The 14,788-nt window shown below is 46.5% G+C and carries 20 protein-coding genes and 1 tRNA gene; 12 read left to right on the top strand and 9 right to left on the bottom strand.

Annotation, left to right across the window (positions count from 1 at the left end; genetic code table 11):
• Window positions 1-41 precede the first annotated feature (41 nt).
• The 4 genes from P6574_RS07295 to P6574_RS07310 all read right to left on the bottom strand — a co-directional run bounded on the left by P6574_RS07295 (window position 42) and on the right by P6574_RS07310 (window position 2,278).
• Complete coding sequence (locus tag P6574_RS07295; protein WP_310619703.1) at window positions 42-548, bottom strand: hypothetical protein; 507 nt, start codon at window positions 546-548, stop codon at window positions 42-44.
• 115 nt (window positions 549-663) lie between these two features.
• Window positions 664-972, bottom strand: a complete 309-nt coding sequence (locus P6574_RS07300; protein ID WP_310619704.1) for a cupin domain-containing protein — start codon at window positions 970-972, stop codon at window positions 664-666.
• A 57-nt stretch (window positions 973-1,029) separates the two neighbouring features.
• On the bottom strand, window positions 1,030-1,707 hold the full coding sequence (locus tag P6574_RS07305; RefSeq protein ID WP_310619705.1) for a hypothetical protein: 678 nt from the start codon (window positions 1,705-1,707) through the stop codon (window positions 1,030-1,032).
• Window positions 1,708-1,780: 73 nt separating this feature from the next.
• Window positions 1,781-2,278 (bottom strand): hypothetical protein, encoded by a 498-nt coding sequence (locus tag P6574_RS07310; protein ID WP_310619706.1) that lies wholly within the window; start codon window positions 2,276-2,278, stop codon window positions 1,781-1,783.
• A gap of 83 nt (window positions 2,279-2,361) precedes the next feature.
• Between P6574_RS07310 and P6574_RS07315 the strand changes: the two genes are divergently transcribed.
• The 4 genes from P6574_RS07315 (at window position 2,362) to P6574_RS07330 (ending at window position 3,780) form a co-directional block, all read left to right on the top strand.
• The gene (locus tag P6574_RS07315) at window positions 2,362-2,811 is read left to right on the top strand and encodes a DUF4326 domain-containing protein (RefSeq protein ID WP_310619707.1); all 450 of its coding nucleotides are present in this window, start codon (window positions 2,362-2,364) and stop codon (window positions 2,809-2,811) included.
• A gap of 16 nt (window positions 2,812-2,827) precedes the next feature.
• Window positions 2,828-2,980 (top strand): hypothetical protein, encoded by a 153-nt coding sequence (locus P6574_RS07320; RefSeq protein ID WP_310619708.1) that lies wholly within the window; start codon window positions 2,828-2,830, stop codon window positions 2,978-2,980.
• Between the two features lie 15 nt (window positions 2,981-2,995).
• Window positions 2,996-3,238, top strand: a complete 243-nt coding sequence (locus P6574_RS07325) for a DUF1653 domain-containing protein (RefSeq protein WP_310619709.1) — start codon at window positions 2,996-2,998, stop codon at window positions 3,236-3,238.
• Window positions 3,239-3,519: 281 nt separating this feature from the next.
• The gene (locus tag P6574_RS07330; RefSeq protein ID WP_310619710.1) at window positions 3,520-3,780 is read left to right on the top strand and encodes a hypothetical protein; all 261 of its coding nucleotides are present in this window, start codon (window positions 3,520-3,522) and stop codon (window positions 3,778-3,780) included.
• Window positions 3,781-4,159: 379 nt separating this feature from the next.
• Here P6574_RS07330 and P6574_RS07335 read toward each other — a convergent pair.
• Window positions 4,160-4,233: transfer RNA gene (locus P6574_RS07335), tRNA-Cys, on the bottom strand.
• Between the two features lie 92 nt (window positions 4,234-4,325).
• Window positions 4,326-4,499: a hypothetical protein gene (locus tag P6574_RS07340; RefSeq protein WP_310619711.1), complete on the bottom strand. Its 174-nt coding sequence runs from the start codon at window positions 4,497-4,499 to the stop codon at window positions 4,326-4,328.
• A 226-nt stretch (window positions 4,500-4,725) separates the two neighbouring features.
• Between P6574_RS07340 and P6574_RS07345 the strand changes: the two genes are divergently transcribed.
• The 3 genes from P6574_RS07345 to P6574_RS07355 are packed head-to-tail and all read left to right on the top strand — an operon-like array spanning window position 4,726 to window position 6,040.
• Window positions 4,726-4,959 (top strand): DnaB-like helicase N-terminal domain-containing protein, encoded by a 234-nt coding sequence (locus P6574_RS07345; RefSeq protein ID WP_310619712.1) that lies wholly within the window; start codon window positions 4,726-4,728, stop codon window positions 4,957-4,959.
• Complete coding sequence (locus P6574_RS07350; protein WP_310619713.1) at window positions 4,956-5,252, top strand: hypothetical protein; 297 nt, start codon at window positions 4,956-4,958, stop codon at window positions 5,250-5,252. Before P6574_RS07345 ends, P6574_RS07350 begins: the two co-directional genes overlap by 4 nt.
• Entirely contained in the window at window positions 5,228-6,040 is an 813-nt protein-coding gene (locus P6574_RS07355; protein WP_310619714.1) for a DnaB-like helicase C-terminal domain-containing protein, read from the top strand. Before P6574_RS07350 ends, P6574_RS07355 begins: the two co-directional genes overlap by 25 nt.
• Window positions 6,041-6,121: 81 nt before the next feature.
• Here the strand turns inward: P6574_RS07355 and P6574_RS07360 are convergent, their stop codons facing one another.
• On the bottom strand, window positions 6,122-8,878 hold the full coding sequence (locus tag P6574_RS07360) for a VCBS domain-containing protein (RefSeq protein WP_310619715.1): 2,757 nt from the start codon (window positions 8,876-8,878) through the stop codon (window positions 6,122-6,124).
• A 229-nt stretch (window positions 8,879-9,107) separates the two neighbouring features.
• Between P6574_RS07360 and P6574_RS07365 the strand changes: the two genes are divergently transcribed.
• A complete protein-coding gene (locus P6574_RS07365; protein WP_310619716.1) occupies window positions 9,108-9,641 on the top strand; it encodes a DUF6362 family protein in 534 nt (177 codons plus the stop codon).
• Window positions 9,642-9,785: 144 nt separating this feature from the next.
• Here P6574_RS07365 and P6574_RS07370 read toward each other — a convergent pair whose 3' ends face one another.
• Window positions 9,786-10,352, bottom strand: coding sequence for a DUF1993 domain-containing protein (locus P6574_RS07370; RefSeq protein ID WP_310619717.1), 567 nt, complete (start codon window positions 10,350-10,352; stop codon window positions 9,786-9,788).
• A 326-nt stretch (window positions 10,353-10,678) separates the two neighbouring features.
• Between P6574_RS07370 and P6574_RS22075 the strand changes: the two genes are divergently transcribed.
• Window positions 10,679-10,837, top strand: coding sequence for a Com family DNA-binding transcriptional regulator (locus P6574_RS22075; RefSeq protein WP_405048077.1), 159 nt, complete (start codon window positions 10,679-10,681; stop codon window positions 10,835-10,837).
• A gap of 12 nt (window positions 10,838-10,849) precedes the next feature.
• Window positions 10,850-11,758 (top strand): DNA methyltransferase, encoded by a 909-nt coding sequence (locus tag P6574_RS07375; protein ID WP_310619718.1) that lies wholly within the window; start codon window positions 10,850-10,852, stop codon window positions 11,756-11,758.
• Window positions 11,759-11,842: 84 nt separating this feature from the next.
• Here the strand turns inward: P6574_RS07375 and P6574_RS07380 are convergent, their stop codons facing one another.
• Complete coding sequence (locus P6574_RS07380; RefSeq protein ID WP_310619719.1) at window positions 11,843-12,349, bottom strand: hypothetical protein; 507 nt, start codon at window positions 12,347-12,349, stop codon at window positions 11,843-11,845.
• Between the two features lie 326 nt (window positions 12,350-12,675).
• Here P6574_RS07380 and P6574_RS07385 point away from each other — a divergent pair, with 326 nt between their 5' ends.
• The gene (locus P6574_RS07385) at window positions 12,676-13,512 is read left to right on the top strand and encodes a cyclase family protein (RefSeq protein WP_310619720.1); all 837 of its coding nucleotides are present in this window, start codon (window positions 12,676-12,678) and stop codon (window positions 13,510-13,512) included.
• A gap of 113 nt (window positions 13,513-13,625) precedes the next feature.
• Window positions 13,626-14,411 carry an SDR family NAD(P)-dependent oxidoreductase gene (locus P6574_RS07390; protein ID WP_310619721.1) on the top strand — a complete coding sequence of 262 codons (786 nt, stop codon included), beginning with the start codon at window positions 13,626-13,628 and terminating at the stop codon, window positions 14,409-14,411.
• Window positions 14,412-14,788: the final 377 nt, after the last annotated feature.

Below are 14,788 nucleotides of genomic sequence, written 5' to 3' on the forward strand. Positions count from 1 at the left end.
TTTTACGGTTGGAGATGCCGCCCCTATTGTCCGTCTGCTTTCTAATTTATGGGGAAAGCAAGCTTAGTATCGAGATCATTAATTCCCAGAGCAACCATCAATTGCTGTCTCGTATTCATAAAGTCACTTCCAATTGTGAAATGCTCTATGTCTTGTGTCTTAACTTTGGGTTTGGAAGAGCTAACTAAAAGCTGAATGCCACGAGAAAAATCAATGAGTAATTGAGAAGGCGTTTGGCATAATTTCTTGCTCCCAATGCGAATGAAAAATGAGTTTTGGGTTTTCCAGAATGCAAAACGTGGCTGATGGCAGAAAACAATATAGTTATTGATATAACCTTCAATTGTATATTTACCGTCAGAAATAGAACCCCAAACTACTGGGCCCATTTCGTTGCACATGGAGATTTCCAAAATATCAAAGGCGGCTACAAACTTTGTTTTATCAGCATTGTAGCAAATTTCATTCCTCATCCAAGGATTGTGCTTTTCACGCCTCAAGGCATCAAGGTTCAGTTCATTGGGTATCTCATTACTGTAGTCGGCCATAATACGTCGCTATTGTCTCAGAAAAAGAGTATATGTGATAATTCTGTTTGGTATGGTTTTCTCCTTTTTAGGACTTATGTACTTCTCATCAGGCTCCTTGCTGTAGCAACTTGAGCTACTCAGGATCGATTAGGAGCATTATTCCGTGCCCTCCGGGCTCAATGGAGTGGACTGTCCCTTTGGGTATTAGCTGAAAGTCGCCAGTTTTCATTCGAACAAGATCTTTACCAAGGCGCAAATCCAGATGACCTTCGATAACCAACAATGCTTCTGGATAATTCTCGTGGATTTCTGGGCTTAAGCCATTAGGGTCAATACGAAACAATTTGATCTTAGAAGCTGGTAGTTCGGCCAAAATTACAGACTTCCAATTTGTGTTCAAGTTGGAAGCGGTTTCCAAGGTATTTATCAATTTATGTTGCAAAATGGATCTCCAATCCTTCCGAAGTTGGCATAAGGTGTAGAAGTCTCCTTAGTTGGACTACAATTGCCTATGCCTAGGTTGGCGCTTTGATTTATTTTTTCTCTTATTTTCACTAAAATCAAAGTCTTTTAAAGAGCGAAGATCATCTATAGTTTGCGATGAAAGGTATTCTTGAAGTATATGGTCGTTTTTTTTATTCTCATGTTCTAAATGATTAAGAGTTTTTTTTGCTAATTTATTGAGGGTTTCTATGTACTGACTTTGAAATTCTGTCCTTCTATATGTAGGTTCAAAGTAATATTCCTCTTCTTTAGTGGAAACTTTTAAATTTATGTATGTCTCCCTAGAGTCGTTGACGTCATGCGCAAAATACTTTGAACGGTCAGTTATTAAGGCCTCATGTAAATTTAGCTCTTCCTCATTAAATACTTTAGCTGGATCTATTTTCTTAACCCCACCTGTAAAACACCTTGCATACTCTGTTACCATTCCTGTAACCAAAGTATGAGTTAGGTTCGCAGCTCCAGCTGGAGTAAGCCCAAAATGATCTCTGTTTTGAAAAAAATAGATCAGCCCTTTTTGTGCGAACGGCACTTGAGAAATAACACTGCTCATAGTCTCAATGACAGTCTGATTATCAGACATTTCCTGAGCAACATCATGTATAAGCAATTTAGAGATAAATTCTTTTTTCTTCTCGTCGTCATAATCACTTAACCGCTTAACTCTTTTCATACGCCTATCAATTCCTTTAAGGTATTTGTTTTAAACTATGTTACCCTTCATCTAGGGCGGTTTGTTTTTATTTTTATTTTGATCTTCTTCGCTGGCGATAATCTGCTTGAGTGGCATTCGTGAGTTGGCGTTGCCACTCTGACCACAAAGCGTCCAACTCGTCGCCCTGTTTGTAAAGTCGGCTCATGTCGTGGATGTAGATTCCGCCTCCACCGCTCAAAATGGCGGATGAAAGCTCTTTGGCAAGTGCTTCAGTCCACCCCAAACAAAGCGGATTTGCAAAGAATACAACATGGTTGTTGCACTTTCCGGTATTGAAGTCAGCCATTAATGCACGTCGCAGTGGGAGCTTTGGGGCCCAGTTGGTTGTTCTGACTTTTGAAACATCCTCAATTAGAACCGCAGAGATATCTTCACCATCGAATAATAGTTCTCGGATACCCCAAGCTCTGGCAGCCGCGATCTGTTCGCTTCGACTGGGCAGGTATTTATAGAGCGTAATAAGCGCTCTTTTCTCTATATCTTCTGGGACTTTTCCTACCACTTTGGCAGTGCCTTTCTTTTCCTGCATTTATTTATATTTGTCTAATAAATGCTTGACTGAGTCAAGTTGTTATGCTTTTATATATTTGTATGAAAAGTAGGGTGCGTCATATGCAGGAATTACTTTTTGACTTACCTACCAAGGCTCGTAGCAAGCGTCTAAACAAGGCGCATATCGTGGATGCTGGAGATGGGAATGGGCACTTCATGTGTGCAAAATGCGGCTGGGATAGTGGCTGGGTTGAGTGCACATTAGTAGAAGAAAAGAAAGGTATTCCTTGCCCAGATTGTAACGATGCTCCAGAACAGCGAGTGCATAACAAGCACCATAATACAGCGCCGATCGATGCGGTTTATATCGGTCGCGGCTCGCCGTGGGGCAATCCGTTTATAGTTGGCAGGCACGGTACCCGCGAACAGGTCATTGAGCGCTTTAAATGTGAGGTCCTGCCCAAACTGGATTTGTCGCCCCTCGTTGGCAAAGATTTGGTTTGTTACTGCCACCCAAAGCACTGCCACGGTGATGCGATTATCCAAGCAATTTCCAAACAATCCCAATAAGGCCGGAGAGTGAAACATGTGGCGCACCATGATTTGCAGCTTAGCCGTTTGGGCGCTTCTTGAAACTCTAGACATCTTTTTCGGCTTCGCATTAGCCGGTGCTGTTGCTGCGTTTCTTGTCATTGTGGCGCTTGTGTTGTGGCTGAGAGAACCGAAGCAATCCAGTTAGCAGGAGGTGAGTGAAATGGAAATAAAACGCACTGACAGTCTTGGAGATACTCAAGTTGGAACACTCTGGAAGCACGTTAAGAGTGGCGGCATATATACCGTGTTCGCCACCTGTCAGATAGAAGCGACAAATGAACCGGGTATTTTATACCACTCAGTGGAGGGAAAAGGACCTCTTTGGTGCCGACCGTTCAAAGAGTTCCTTGATGGCCGGTTTATGCCAGTCGAAATCAACAATCCCAATAAGGCCTTAAAATAGCGTGAGCGATATTAACTGGCACACTGATATGGAGAACTGCCCGAATAGTGTTCCTATTCTTCTGAAGTTGAGTGATGGGTATTTTCAATTCCAGCATCAGAACGAAGAATATACTATTCTTGACTGGGCTGATGTCTACTCTAGACGTGATGAGAACAGTAATAGTGATGCTCCATATGCGATTGCTTGGGCGCATGTGGAGTGAATAAATGCTGGACTGGAAAGAGTAAAACTAAAGGAAAATCCCCTTTTTTTGGTAAAGTAAAAAGAAAGGTTCAGATATGGAAGAAAAAACTCGATTGATCGACAAAAGCGTATTTTACATTGTTAATAGCGTTACAAAAAAATTCATAGATATTGGAATTCATGGAGAACCTACAGAGGTGTCCTTTGAAAATGCGCCTTATTTTAGAAGTGAAATATATGGCTGTAACACCAAAGAATTCGTAGAAGAACAAGTAGAAAAAATGCGCAAGATAAGTGATGGAAACTATAAAATTGTAAAAGCGAATGTGGTGATTGAAGAACCGTTTATAGATTGAGAACTGACTGTATTTTTTTACTTTTGTGTAGGTGTATATAATCAATCAGCCAGCTGCATAATTACATAACAAACTACATAACATTCTCTAAATTCATATGGTTATATATAGGTAGGTAATTATGTTAAGTTATTGTAATATATAAAATATTACTGTTTCAGTTTTGCGGTTCAATTTCTAATTGAATCCCTCCGTGTCCGCCATATCATCTATAATAGTAGAGAAGTAGGTATTTGTCTGTTTGAGTTCATTGTGGAGAAATTTGTAGATAACGGAACTAAAGTAATTTCCGTTGAAAGTTTCCCACTTTTTATAGGTTCCCCAAAAGTGGGAAATAAACGCTAAATAAATTAATAAAATCAAGGGGAAGAAAAGAGGTTGGAGGCGTCGACCGGAATCGAACCGGTGTACACGGATTTGCAATCCGCTGCGTCACCACTCCGCCACGACGCCTAACCAGTGGTGTTGAAAGGGCTTTTCTATCATTTCCCGCTTGTAGTCAAGCATGTTAGGCAACTTTATCCTCAGTGTTAGGCAATTTCTGTTCATAAGCTGTTCTTGTTGGATAGAGTTTTTATCGCCCTCTCGGCAAATTTGCGGGCTTCTGCCCTGTGAGAGAAATGCTTGCCCATTGCTACTGATTTATCGCCAATAGCCTCAGCCACTTCCTCGTGAGAAAATCCCAGCTCTTTAAGCTCACTACTATAAGTTACACGCAAGCCATGTAGGGTGAGACCTCTGCCAGTAGGGCAGGCGTCATGTGCCTTGGTAGGATTGTAAAGACAGCTTCGAACTCTTCATTCGTCCACCTGCGGTTTGTGGTCGTTGAGTTCCTATGAATACGGCGGATGCCCTTCAACGGGTTAAACTCAACCTGTGCGTACCTACCAGCTCTGTATATAGCTTTGATGAAGCCATGGTCAGGCAGTTTGAGAAGGTGGCTGCATGAACACTCTAGTATCCGTTGAACAGCAGGCCCTAGCGCGGCTTCTAGGAACCCCAGACCTTTACTGGGAAGTTGCTGACACGCTCAGCCCTGAACACTTCTTTGATCCTATCTGGAAAGCGGTTTGGATTGGCCTTTCCTCTTGTTTGAAAGAAGGAGGTTTTGACCTGCACTTGGTTGAGGCTGGCGCACCCTATCAGGGAGAGGAAGACCTTGTGGCAAGGCTTTGGTGAACAGGCACAAGATAGGCCAGCTCCAGAACGTGCAAGCCATGCTGCAAAAGAGCTTGGCAGGTAAAGACTTAAAAGCCACTGAGATTGCAGACAAGGCAGCAGCAGAGTTTCAAAAGATAGCAGATGAGGGGGCAGAGAAAGGCCCTGTCACTGTTCATGCAAGCGCTATGAATGTCTATGAGCAGATGAAAGAGGCTCAAGGGTCGGGGGGGGGCTGGCAATCCCTACAGGTTTTAAGCCTCTTGATGACTTGCTTGCAGGCGGGCTTATGCCTGAGGAACTTCTGGTTCTAGGCGCTCCCTCCGGCGTTGGTAAGTCAGCTCTTGCCTATGGTGTTTGTGAGAAGGTGGCACTCAACACAGGGCCTGTCTTCTATGAGCAAAACGAGATGACAGCGGATCAGATGAGTTCACGCAGGCTCTCAGCAATCACCCAGATTCCTACCTATAAAATCAGAACAGGAAACCTCACAGCAGAAGAGGAAGAGAAGCTTTACATAGCAGCTCAAAGCCTTGAGGGAATGCCCCTACATCTCTCAGCGGGCTCAACCAACACCATTGAGAAGGTGCACAGGAAGGCAGCAGCCATGCAGGCGCGAATGGGACTTTCCTTGATTGTTCTGGACTCTATCAAAATGACAGCGGTAGACGATAAGCGCATGAACGCACCGGACAAGCTACCCGCTCGCTGTGAGTATGTGGTGGGATACAGCAAGTTTATAGCGAAGGACTTGAGCATTCCTGTCATTGCCATAGCCCACGACAAGCGCGAAGCCCGCGACCCGCTGCAAAGGATCAAGAGAGACGATCTCTATGGCGGCGGCGCAGTAGAACAGCAGGCCGATAACGTTATTATCATTCACAGACCAGAAGACGCCCTAAAGCGCAATGAGCCACTGGATACAGGCTCAGAGGCCTACATTGAATGGCAACAACGCTGCGGTGAATGGGAAGGAATAGCCGAACTCCACGCAGACAAAGTGCGCATGGGGCAGGCGAACAGGAAAGCTCAGGTCTACTGGAACGGGGCAACAACAACTTTCCATGAGAACAGGTCATTCGAGGAGGGCGCGCTGCTATGAGGGATAAGACCCCACTCAATTTGAACGGGGTCTATTCGCTTTGCTACTAAGGAAAATTATCCCTTATAAAGCCAAACTTTTTTAAACGAACAAGAAGTCATCCTGATGCAGATCACTCACCTGAACGCCAGTGAGCGTAACAGAGGTATCAGCATCAATGGTGATTACAGTATCCCCATCAACATCAGCGGCTGCTGCAAGAACAGTATCAAAGTCAGCAAACTGAGCAGTTTCAAACTCAATCACATCCTCAGAGCCAGCACCTGCTGTAAAGTCTGTGATGATATCATGGCCAGTGTCGCCAGCGTTGAATACGAAGATGTCGTTTCCGGTGCCACCTGTTAGCTGATCATCTCCAGCGCCGCCAGTGATGATGTCGTCACCGCCATTGCCGTTGATGGTGTCAGCGCTATCACCTCCTAGAAATGTCTCTGCTGCGTCGTTACCGATGAACTCAAGAGGGACCACACCGTAAGTCTGCATCACTGGAGGTGTGTCGGAGGGCTCATAGACTGTCCCGTCAGCACCGACGTAGTTACCGTTTTCATCTGGCACGAAGATGTAGACGGACCCAGAATCCTCGCCTTTATCATCGTCATACCAAGCGCCAACGGTTATAATCCCATCTTCATTGATCGAAACGGATTGCCCGAAGAAGTCCCAATGCTGTTTATCAAATGCGGAAAGTGTGATCTGGTCGTACCCCCCAGTTTCGTTGGGCACATAAACGTAGGCGACACCTTGATATTTATTTAAGGAGGATGAGATGAAACTATAGCTGGGTGCACCCACTACAATCACTCCAGAATCGTTAATAGAAAATTCGTATCCGCCAAAACCCGATCCTGTAGCTAATCTGGAAGCACTGTAATTTCCTTCTCCATCCGGTTCGAAGAAAAAGATTGAGCTTATTGAAGTAACGACAATAGTTCCATTGGCTTGAACATACCCGTTTCTCCCGAATTGGGAATTGGGAGAAGATGCAGCCAGCTGCATTTCCGTATAGCCACCTGCGCCATCGGGGGTGAATATATGAACTATCTCACCCGACCCGCCAGCAAACACAACGCCCTGATCGTTCACAGTGATATCGTTGACAATGTCAGTATCAGTATCACTATAAAAAGCAGGAAGTTTTGTTTCCGTATAGTTACCTGATCCATCAGGAGTAAAGATATAAATATCATCGGGTTCGTTATTTGGGCCAGAAGCAATAATCACCCCATTCTCGTTCATCGATAACATATGGCCTAGGTAGTCCCTATACTCACCGTCAGATGCGGTTAGCTTCACTTCAGAGTAGCCACCGTCTTCTTGCGGCGTATAGACATATATCGCACCTGTACTTTCGACCTGATCGATATTCGTCCCACGCGCACCGACTGCAATGACACCGGAATTATTAACAACAACCGGTCTTCCGAAAGCACTCATACCTGCAGTATCTGAAGGTACAATTCTTTCTTCACTATACCCATCATCATCAGGAGTATAGACGTAGATCACACCGGCTGGTGTGCCGGCGTTAGAAGCAACGACCACAACACCATGGTCGTTCAAATCATGACTTTTGCCAAAGAGGTCATTTTCTTCACCATCCGAGGCAACTAGCTTGAACGGAACTCCTGAAAGTTCACTCTCCCCCTCAACCGTAATCGTAACGGTTTCTGTAGAACTCTCGCCCTCACTATCCGTCACCGTATAACTAAATGTATCCGTTGCACTTTCACCGTTGTTCAGAGCATCAAACTGCCCGTTTGGATTATAGGTGAAGGTGCCATCATCATTAATGATTACAGTGCCGGTGGTGCTGGTTGTGTCCACGGTGAAGGTGTGGGTGTCGTTGATGTCAGGGTCCACAAAGTCAGGCGTGATATCAATTGCAGAGCTTTCTGTGGTGGTCACTTCCATACTTGAGGCAACCGGGGCGTCGTTTTCGCCGATAACAGTAATAGTGGTTGTGGAGGTATGGCTGCCACCGTGGTTATCTGTCACCGTATAGGTGAAGGTGTCGATTGCTGTTTCACCATTGGCCAGATAATCAAAGGCGGGATTTGGGGTATAGAGGAATACGCCCCACTCTGTTTCAGTCAGGACACCTTCCATACCGTCTGTGTTCACTGAGTAGGTATGGGTGTCAAATACATCTGGATCTTCAAAGATGATGCGGAATTTGATTGTACCGTCTTCACTAACTTCCATTTCCACCGGATAGGTGGTTGGTGGAGTGTTTTGGCTAAGCCCGTTCACTGTGACAGTAATTGTCTCAGTCGAGCTTTCACCTTGGCTATCTGTCACGGTGTAAGTGAAAGTATCCGTGGCGGTTTCACCTGCGTTCAGGTGGTCGAATTGACCGTTTGGATCATAAGAGAACGTGCCGTCTTCATTAATGATCACTAAGCCGATTGTGTCGGTCGTATCTACTGTGAAAGTGTGGGTGTCGTTGGTGTCCAGATCTGTAAATTCAGGTGCAACAACAACAGGTGCATTCTCATCGGTTTCGGCTTCCAGAGCAACAGCTACAGGTCCGTCGTTCTGGCCGGTGACTGTGATTGTAACTGTTGAGCTGGAGCTTTCTCCGGCACTGTCTGTCACTGTGTAAGTGAAGGTGTCTGTTGTCGTTTCGCCTGCAGCTAAATAGTCAAAGGCTGTGCCCGGATCGTAGTGGAAGGTGTCGTCATCGATCACAGTACCTGTGCCGATCATTTCGTCATTATTCAAAATGAGGGAGTGGCCATCCAAAAGATCAGCGTCTTGAAAAATAACTCGAATTGAAACTACGCCGTGTTCGTTAGCATTAACGATGACCGGATAGGAAATTGGTGCTGTGTTAGGCATTAAATAAACTCCAAAGTTGCACAGTCACTTAGGGAGCTGAAACTTGTGTGAAGCTTAATTTTGAGTTGTGTGCGGCCAAAGTGTTAACTTAAAAGTTGCTGATGCAGGCAGGTAAATTTGGGCGGTTGGTGATGCCGAATAACGGTTCTATTGGAGCTAATTTTGCTGCGAAATTGAGGGAAATCTGCTAAGTTCAGCTAGCATACTTCTTCCATTTTAAGGAGCCCATATGAGCGACATTCTTGCTCTAGAAGCTGTTATCCTAGATAGACTGATTGAGGCCCAAGTGGTGATGCGTTTGGCAAAGGTGAGGGGAGCCTATCCGGGGCAGCCTAGAACCTTTTGGCCTGATAGCCAGCCGGGGCAAGAGGAGCAGTGGGAGGCAGCCCTTCAATCTGTAGCCTTGAAACTGACAGATGCAGAGAAGAAGGCGCGAAACATGGCAAGGCCAGATGCTGCTGCAATCTCAAGAATGGAAGAGCCATGGAACTGGCTAAGCTTGGTCAAGGAAGATCAAGACAGAAAAGCCTTGGCTGTCATGGTCTTCTGCTATGCCTATAAGATCCAGCCTAAGCGCATTTTGGATAAGATAGGACTAGCAAAATCTACAGCGCATTACAGGCTGCATAAGGCTCTAGCTGATATTATGCTAAGTGTTTGTAATAGAATGCAAAATACAACATTTGCAAGTGAATTATTGGTTGGACAGTTTAGGCCTAAATCGGGTATCTATTCAGATAAGATGAGAACACTTGCGGCTTAGGCTGTACTCATCAAAACCCACTCTAAAACAGGACGGCCAGCCTTTAGAGAGATGGGTATGAACGACAGTGTTGAGTACCATAAGCAAAGACCATTCAGGGAGCTGATTGGCTTTTGCTTATGTTGTTGAACAGGAGTAGTACATTCAATCCTGCGGCATTGTTTCGGGGCGAAGGTAAGCGAACATGTGTGGCACGTAATCAGCTTTTCCTAGTTCAATCTTCTGATTTCGCAGGATCGCGTAAGCCGTAATCAGATGAAAGTAGAATTGGGCCAGTGCCCAGTCCCGCGCATATTGTTCACCTGTCATGTCAAAAATCATACCTGTGGGGAGCTCAAGCGAAATCTGCTGTTCCGCACCAGCATCAAGCGAGTTTGCATCAAGAGTATTAAGAAACGTGATAGTTTCACTAATCCGGCCTTGAGCATTTGCAATTGAACCAGGGCGTTCTGCTGCATTTTGACCATCGGCGGCAATTTGTTTTAATGCGTCCGGCACAGATTCACCTCTAAGTCGGTATGTCGCTTCCAGAGCTTGGAAGCAGGCAAAACTAACTTGAGACGACAAGGGGTACATATCAGGCGCAAGCCGCGCAGATAACAAAGCCTCGGCTTCTGCTTTCGGCAATTGCTTTTGTGCCTTATCGAGCCAACCCGAAAGCCCTCGCAGCATTTGAGCGTAGGTGGGTACAAGGAGGTTGGTTAGTGGCATTGGAACGGCCTCTCCTTTTCGTAGCTATCTGAGTTAACATTATCAGATGATTCCCAGATAACGGGCAAGGGCCGCTAGAGTTGATCTCCTAGCGTTTAATCCGCCCCTGTCAAAGTACCCACCTCACTATCTGGAGGACTGGAGAAAGGCAGGGGCTTTTTATTATCTTGCTGAATGAGGCGAGAGGCTTGGAGGGTGCAACCTCCTAAGCTACGGGCAAAGTTTATGACGACAAGCCCGCACGATAAGACTTAGCATATTACCGCTCCCGCCAATGCTACTCACTGCGAAAATGAGCAGGGACGCTATATGCACCGAGAATTAAAGTGGAATCAACCCGTTGTGGTAAGTGTAATGCCTTGCTGTTTAAAAGCGAGCAGGGCGCAATTTCTGGCAAAGTAGAGATCAAGTGTCGCCGCTGCGGCACATTAAATCAGTTGAGGCCAATAGAGCCCATACACGAGTGCCCAGAGCATCAAGCATAGAGATGCATTGGAATGAGTAGTGGGGCGCTAAGCCGTGATTTTATAATACCTCCGTTTTCTGTTTTGAGTGCCCGATCGGGTGAATGGCAGGAGCGCAAGAAGCAATGGCTTGAACTTGGCATTGATAGCGGGGAAGGGCGCAAGGACAACCTGATAAGCGGTTACAAAAACGCTATGCAGAAATGGAAAGAGAGCAACGGGGGTACTGGGCCTGTGGGCTCTTGGGCTTCTAAGAGTATCTTTGATCCTGTTTTGACTGAGCTTTGCTATGCTTGGTTTTGCCCTCCAGAAGGGAAGGTATTGGACCCGTTCGCGGGGGGCTCTGTTCGTGGTTTGGTGGCGTCTTTTATGGGGCGTCACTACACAGGGGTAGACCTTAGGCCTGAGCAGGTAGAGGCCAACGACGCGCAAGCTGATGTGATCGGCATTAAACCCAAGCCAAAATGGAAAGCAGGGGACGCGGTACAGCTTTATAAGCATGTACGCGGGCAGTTTGATTTTATCCTGACATGCCCGCCCTATGGGGATTTGGAGAAATATTCACAAGACCCGGCAGACCTATCAAACATGCCCTATGACGTGTTTTTAGGGGCCTTCAGGGCAGCAATGAAGCAATCAGCGGCAAGGCTTAAACAAGACCGCTTTGCAGTTGTTGTCGTCGGCGACTTTAGAGACCGTCACGGGATCAGCCGGGGCTTTGTGAAGGATACAATCACAGCCTGCCAGGATGCAGGGCTCAAGTTCTACAATGATGCAATTTTGGTAACGCAAGCAGGCTCGTTGCCTCTACGGGCTCGCGGGGCCTTTGAAGCAGGGCGCAAGCTGGGAAAGACACACCAGAATGTACTGGTCTTTGTAAAGGGTGACCCTAAAGCTGCCACAGAGGCGGCGGGGAAGGTCACAGGCTTTGATTTTAAATAAGCCTGCCTTGAAGGAGCAGAATAGGCCAGAAAACGGAGCATATGCTAATAATCAGTGACTAGTGAGGAGGCAACGGTGCAAAAGTCAATAATACTTTTTGGGGCGCGTCCGTTTAGTGGAGGTTTCAACGTCATGCCCTCGGAAATCAAACCAGGCTTGACACCTCTGACAGCCTTTAGAGCTCTGATGTCCCTGAAGGATGCTTTTGATACCGTCTTCCTTGCAAGTTGGGCAAAGGTAATGCGTGGATTCTTCCTTGGCGGCTTGCTCTTTAAGGCGATACACATGTTGACCGGCTGGCGTCTCCCAAAGCTCATAGCGTGCAAATTCGTCAGCCTTGGTCTGCGCATTTACCGCGGCTTGCTTCAACGTCAGAAGTTGCGTCTTCAGTTCAACATTCGCCAGCTTCGCATCAGTAACCTCACTCATCAGCTCCACGACAAGAGCTTTAAGCTCTTGGTCGCCCGGCGTCTTAGAAGAACCTACAAGGTCCTTGATAGACTTGGCTAGACCGGCTGCCCTATCAGTGAGTTTGACACCGCTGTCAGCATACTTAATCAATGTGGTGAAATTCTCGAAATCGAAATCCATCGCTACAAACTCGCCGCTGAGGTCTATCAAAAATGAAGATAATTACTAGGCGATTCTTGGGGCACAAAACAAGGGAAACAGAGACCAACTAAACCTGTGGCATTGCCGGAGCTTTGAGCGTGTCAACTTAATTGGGTGTTGGTCTACGAATTCCATTAGGCCAGAGGTAAAGACCGCACAACCGGGCCGGATAGGTGACTGTAAACCTGCATTGCCATAACTTATGAAACCCTTTCAATCTGAGGCGTGTTCATAGATGGCAATGTCTTTGCATGTACAGTTTTAAACTGACACTAGTTTCCCAATATGCAAAGGAGGCATACCCGATGGTTGAAATTCGCGGCATTGAGTTTCAGGGGGATACCGACAATAGTATGGGTCTGGAGTTCTATAATCTAAGCCATAGATATGGTTTCCAATGCCCCAACTGGCCGTATTTTGAAGATGTACAGATTAACCGGAAACACTATATGGCAAAATCCGGTGTCCTGTCGCAAACAATTACGACAACTATGCACGTTACCACCCATATTGATGCCCCCGCACATGTTGTACAAGGAACTCCATTTATAGACGAAGTGCCCCTCGCGCATTTCTTCGGCTCTGGCCTAGTCGTATCCGTTCCCAAAAATAAATGGGAGCAGATTACAGGTGAAGATTTAGACAAGGCATGCGGCCACGCAATCCGTAAAGGGGATGTTCTGCTTATCAATACAGGTTGGCATAAACAATACGAAGACGGAGATTATTTTGCTTACTGCCCAGGGCTGGTACCTTCTGCGGCTGAGTGGATGATCGAGAAAGGTGTGAAAGTTGTTGGGCACGACACTCAAGCAAACGACCATCCATTAGCAACTGCCATTGGCCCCCAGCGCAATGGACCGATCTTACCTCATCTAGAAAAAGAGTATCTTGAATGGTCGGGAGGAACACCGTGGAATGTCGATTTCCCAGAATGGGAACCAGTGCACAATATGTTGTTTTCAAAAGGTATTCTAGGCATTGAGAACGTTGGAGGTGATCTGGATGCTGTCACCGGTAAGCGCTGTACTTTTGCCTTCTTCCCTTGGAACTGGGATCGCGGAGATGGTTGTATCATTCGTCTCGTTGCGATGATCGACAAGAAACAGATGTATCGTATTGAATCTGGAGAGGAGTTCTAAGAGTACTCCGGCCAAACAATCGATTAAGTGCGAACAATCTGAACTGGCTCAAACCACATTTACAAGACGCCTGTTACCATTCTGGACCCTCTAGAAGACTAAGGACAAATAAGATGTCTGATCCCCACAAGATGTTTGATATAAGAGGAAATATTGCATTGGTTACTGGGGCGTCAGGGGCATTTGGACAGGTCGCAGCGCGTACTCTGGCAGAGGCCGGTTGCAAATTGGTTCTGGCAACGGGTAATCAAGGGGCTCTTGAAAAGATCACCACTGAATGCGAGGCACTGGGGAGCACCGTCGTTGCGGTAAATTCTCGCCCGACCAATGAGAAATCTTGCCAAGCCTTGGTCGAGGAAGCGGTCAACAGCTTTGGAAAACTCGATATCCTCGTTGTTGCTTCTGGTATGAACAAAGTGGCTTTGATCGATGAGATGGGCCCCGAAACGTTCCATGCAATCATGGAGGCCAACGTGACCCAAAGCTGGTTGCTTGCCCGCGCAGCGGTACCGCAGATGAAAAACAACCGATACGGTAAGATCATCTTCGTCAGTTCTGCGCGCAGCATCTTGGGTCATCCTGCGGGGTACACCGCTTATTGCGCCTCGAAAGCAGCCATAAACGGGGTCACCCGAGCATTGGGCTGCGAGCTAGGTCCAACAGGAATAACCGTTAATGCAATTGCACCGACGGTCTTCCGTTCTCCTTTGACGGCATGGATGTTCGAAGACAATGATACCGCCGAGGAAGTACGTAAAGGTTTTCTAACCCGCGTCCCAAAGGGGCGCCTTGGCGAACCCGAAGACTTGGCAGGCCCCTTGCTGTTCCTTGCCTCGCGCGCCTCTGATTTTTATACGGGGCATATTCTTTATGCTGACGGTGGATACACGGCAGGTTAGGTGAGGGAGAAATGCCTCCCAAAAGGATAACGAGTAATACCAGCGGGTATGTTTTTGACATGGAATTAGGATTCATAAAATGAGTATTGGGACGCCCCTTTCAGGCTTTACCGTACCAAAGTGGTGTCATGACTACTTGTATAGGAGGCGTCCATCCATCACCCACTCATAAACTCAAAAAATACCCGCTTTATCAGAGAACTTGCAGCACTGGATCTGGATGTGCGCCTGATGTCTGGGGCTACATATTAAAGCCAGTGAAGCGTGGAATTCTTTGCCTTGCGTGGGTACATGTTGCCTGCGTTTGACACAAAAGGGATGGTAAGCTCAGATCTAATAACGGTAGATCAGCGAGGCCGAATGCGCACACTCTACCG

It is taken from the genome of Pseudovibrio sp. M1P-2-3 (genome assembly GCF_031501865.1).
Taxonomy (GTDB): domain Bacteria; phylum Pseudomonadota; class Alphaproteobacteria; order Rhizobiales; family Stappiaceae; genus Pseudovibrio; species Pseudovibrio corallicola.

Bases quoted from the DNA above. Each gene is read 5' to 3' on its own strand.
- P6574_RS07295 (WP_310619703.1), bottom strand. From the start codon at position 548: ATGGCCGACTACAGTAATGAGATACCCAATGAACTGAACCTTGATGCC.
- P6574_RS07305 (WP_310619705.1), bottom strand. From the start codon at position 1,707: ATGAAAAGAGTTAAGCGGTTAAGTGATTATGACGACGAGAAGAAAAAA.
- P6574_RS07310 (WP_310619706.1), bottom strand. From the start codon at position 2,278: ATGCAGGAAAAGAAAGGCACTGCCAAAGTGGTAGGAAAAGTCCCAGAA.
- P6574_RS07315 (WP_310619707.1), top strand. From the start codon at position 2,362: ATGCAGGAATTACTTTTTGACTTACCTACCAAGGCTCGTAGCAAGCGT.
- P6574_RS07320 (WP_310619708.1), top strand. From the start codon at position 2,828: ATGTGGCGCACCATGATTTGCAGCTTAGCCGTTTGGGCGCTTCTTGAA.
- P6574_RS07325 (WP_310619709.1), top strand. From the start codon at position 2,996: ATGGAAATAAAACGCACTGACAGTCTTGGAGATACTCAAGTTGGAACA.
- P6574_RS07330 (WP_310619710.1), top strand. From the start codon at position 3,520: ATGGAAGAAAAAACTCGATTGATCGACAAAAGCGTATTTTACATTGTT.
- P6574_RS07345 (WP_310619712.1), top strand. From the start codon at position 4,726: ATGAACACTCTAGTATCCGTTGAACAGCAGGCCCTAGCGCGGCTTCTA.
- P6574_RS07355 (WP_310619714.1), top strand. From the start codon at position 5,228: ATGCCTGAGGAACTTCTGGTTCTAGGCGCTCCCTCCGGCGTTGGTAAG.
- P6574_RS07360 (WP_310619715.1), bottom strand. From the start codon at position 8,878: ATGCCTAACACAGCACCAATTTCCTATCCGGTCATCGTTAATGCTAAC.
- P6574_RS07365 (WP_310619716.1), top strand. From the start codon at position 9,108: ATGAGCGACATTCTTGCTCTAGAAGCTGTTATCCTAGATAGACTGATT.
- P6574_RS07370 (WP_310619717.1), bottom strand. From the start codon at position 10,352: ATGCCACTAACCAACCTCCTTGTACCCACCTACGCTCAAATGCTGCGA.
- P6574_RS07375 (WP_310619718.1), top strand. From the start codon at position 10,850: ATGAGTAGTGGGGCGCTAAGCCGTGATTTTATAATACCTCCGTTTTCT.
- P6574_RS07380 (WP_310619719.1), bottom strand. From the start codon at position 12,349: ATGGATTTCGATTTCGAGAATTTCACCACATTGATTAAGTATGCTGAC.
- P6574_RS07385 (WP_310619720.1), top strand. From the start codon at position 12,676: ATGGTTGAAATTCGCGGCATTGAGTTTCAGGGGGATACCGACAATAGT.
- P6574_RS07390 (WP_310619721.1), top strand. From the start codon at position 13,626: ATGTCTGATCCCCACAAGATGTTTGATATAAGAGGAAATATTGCATTG.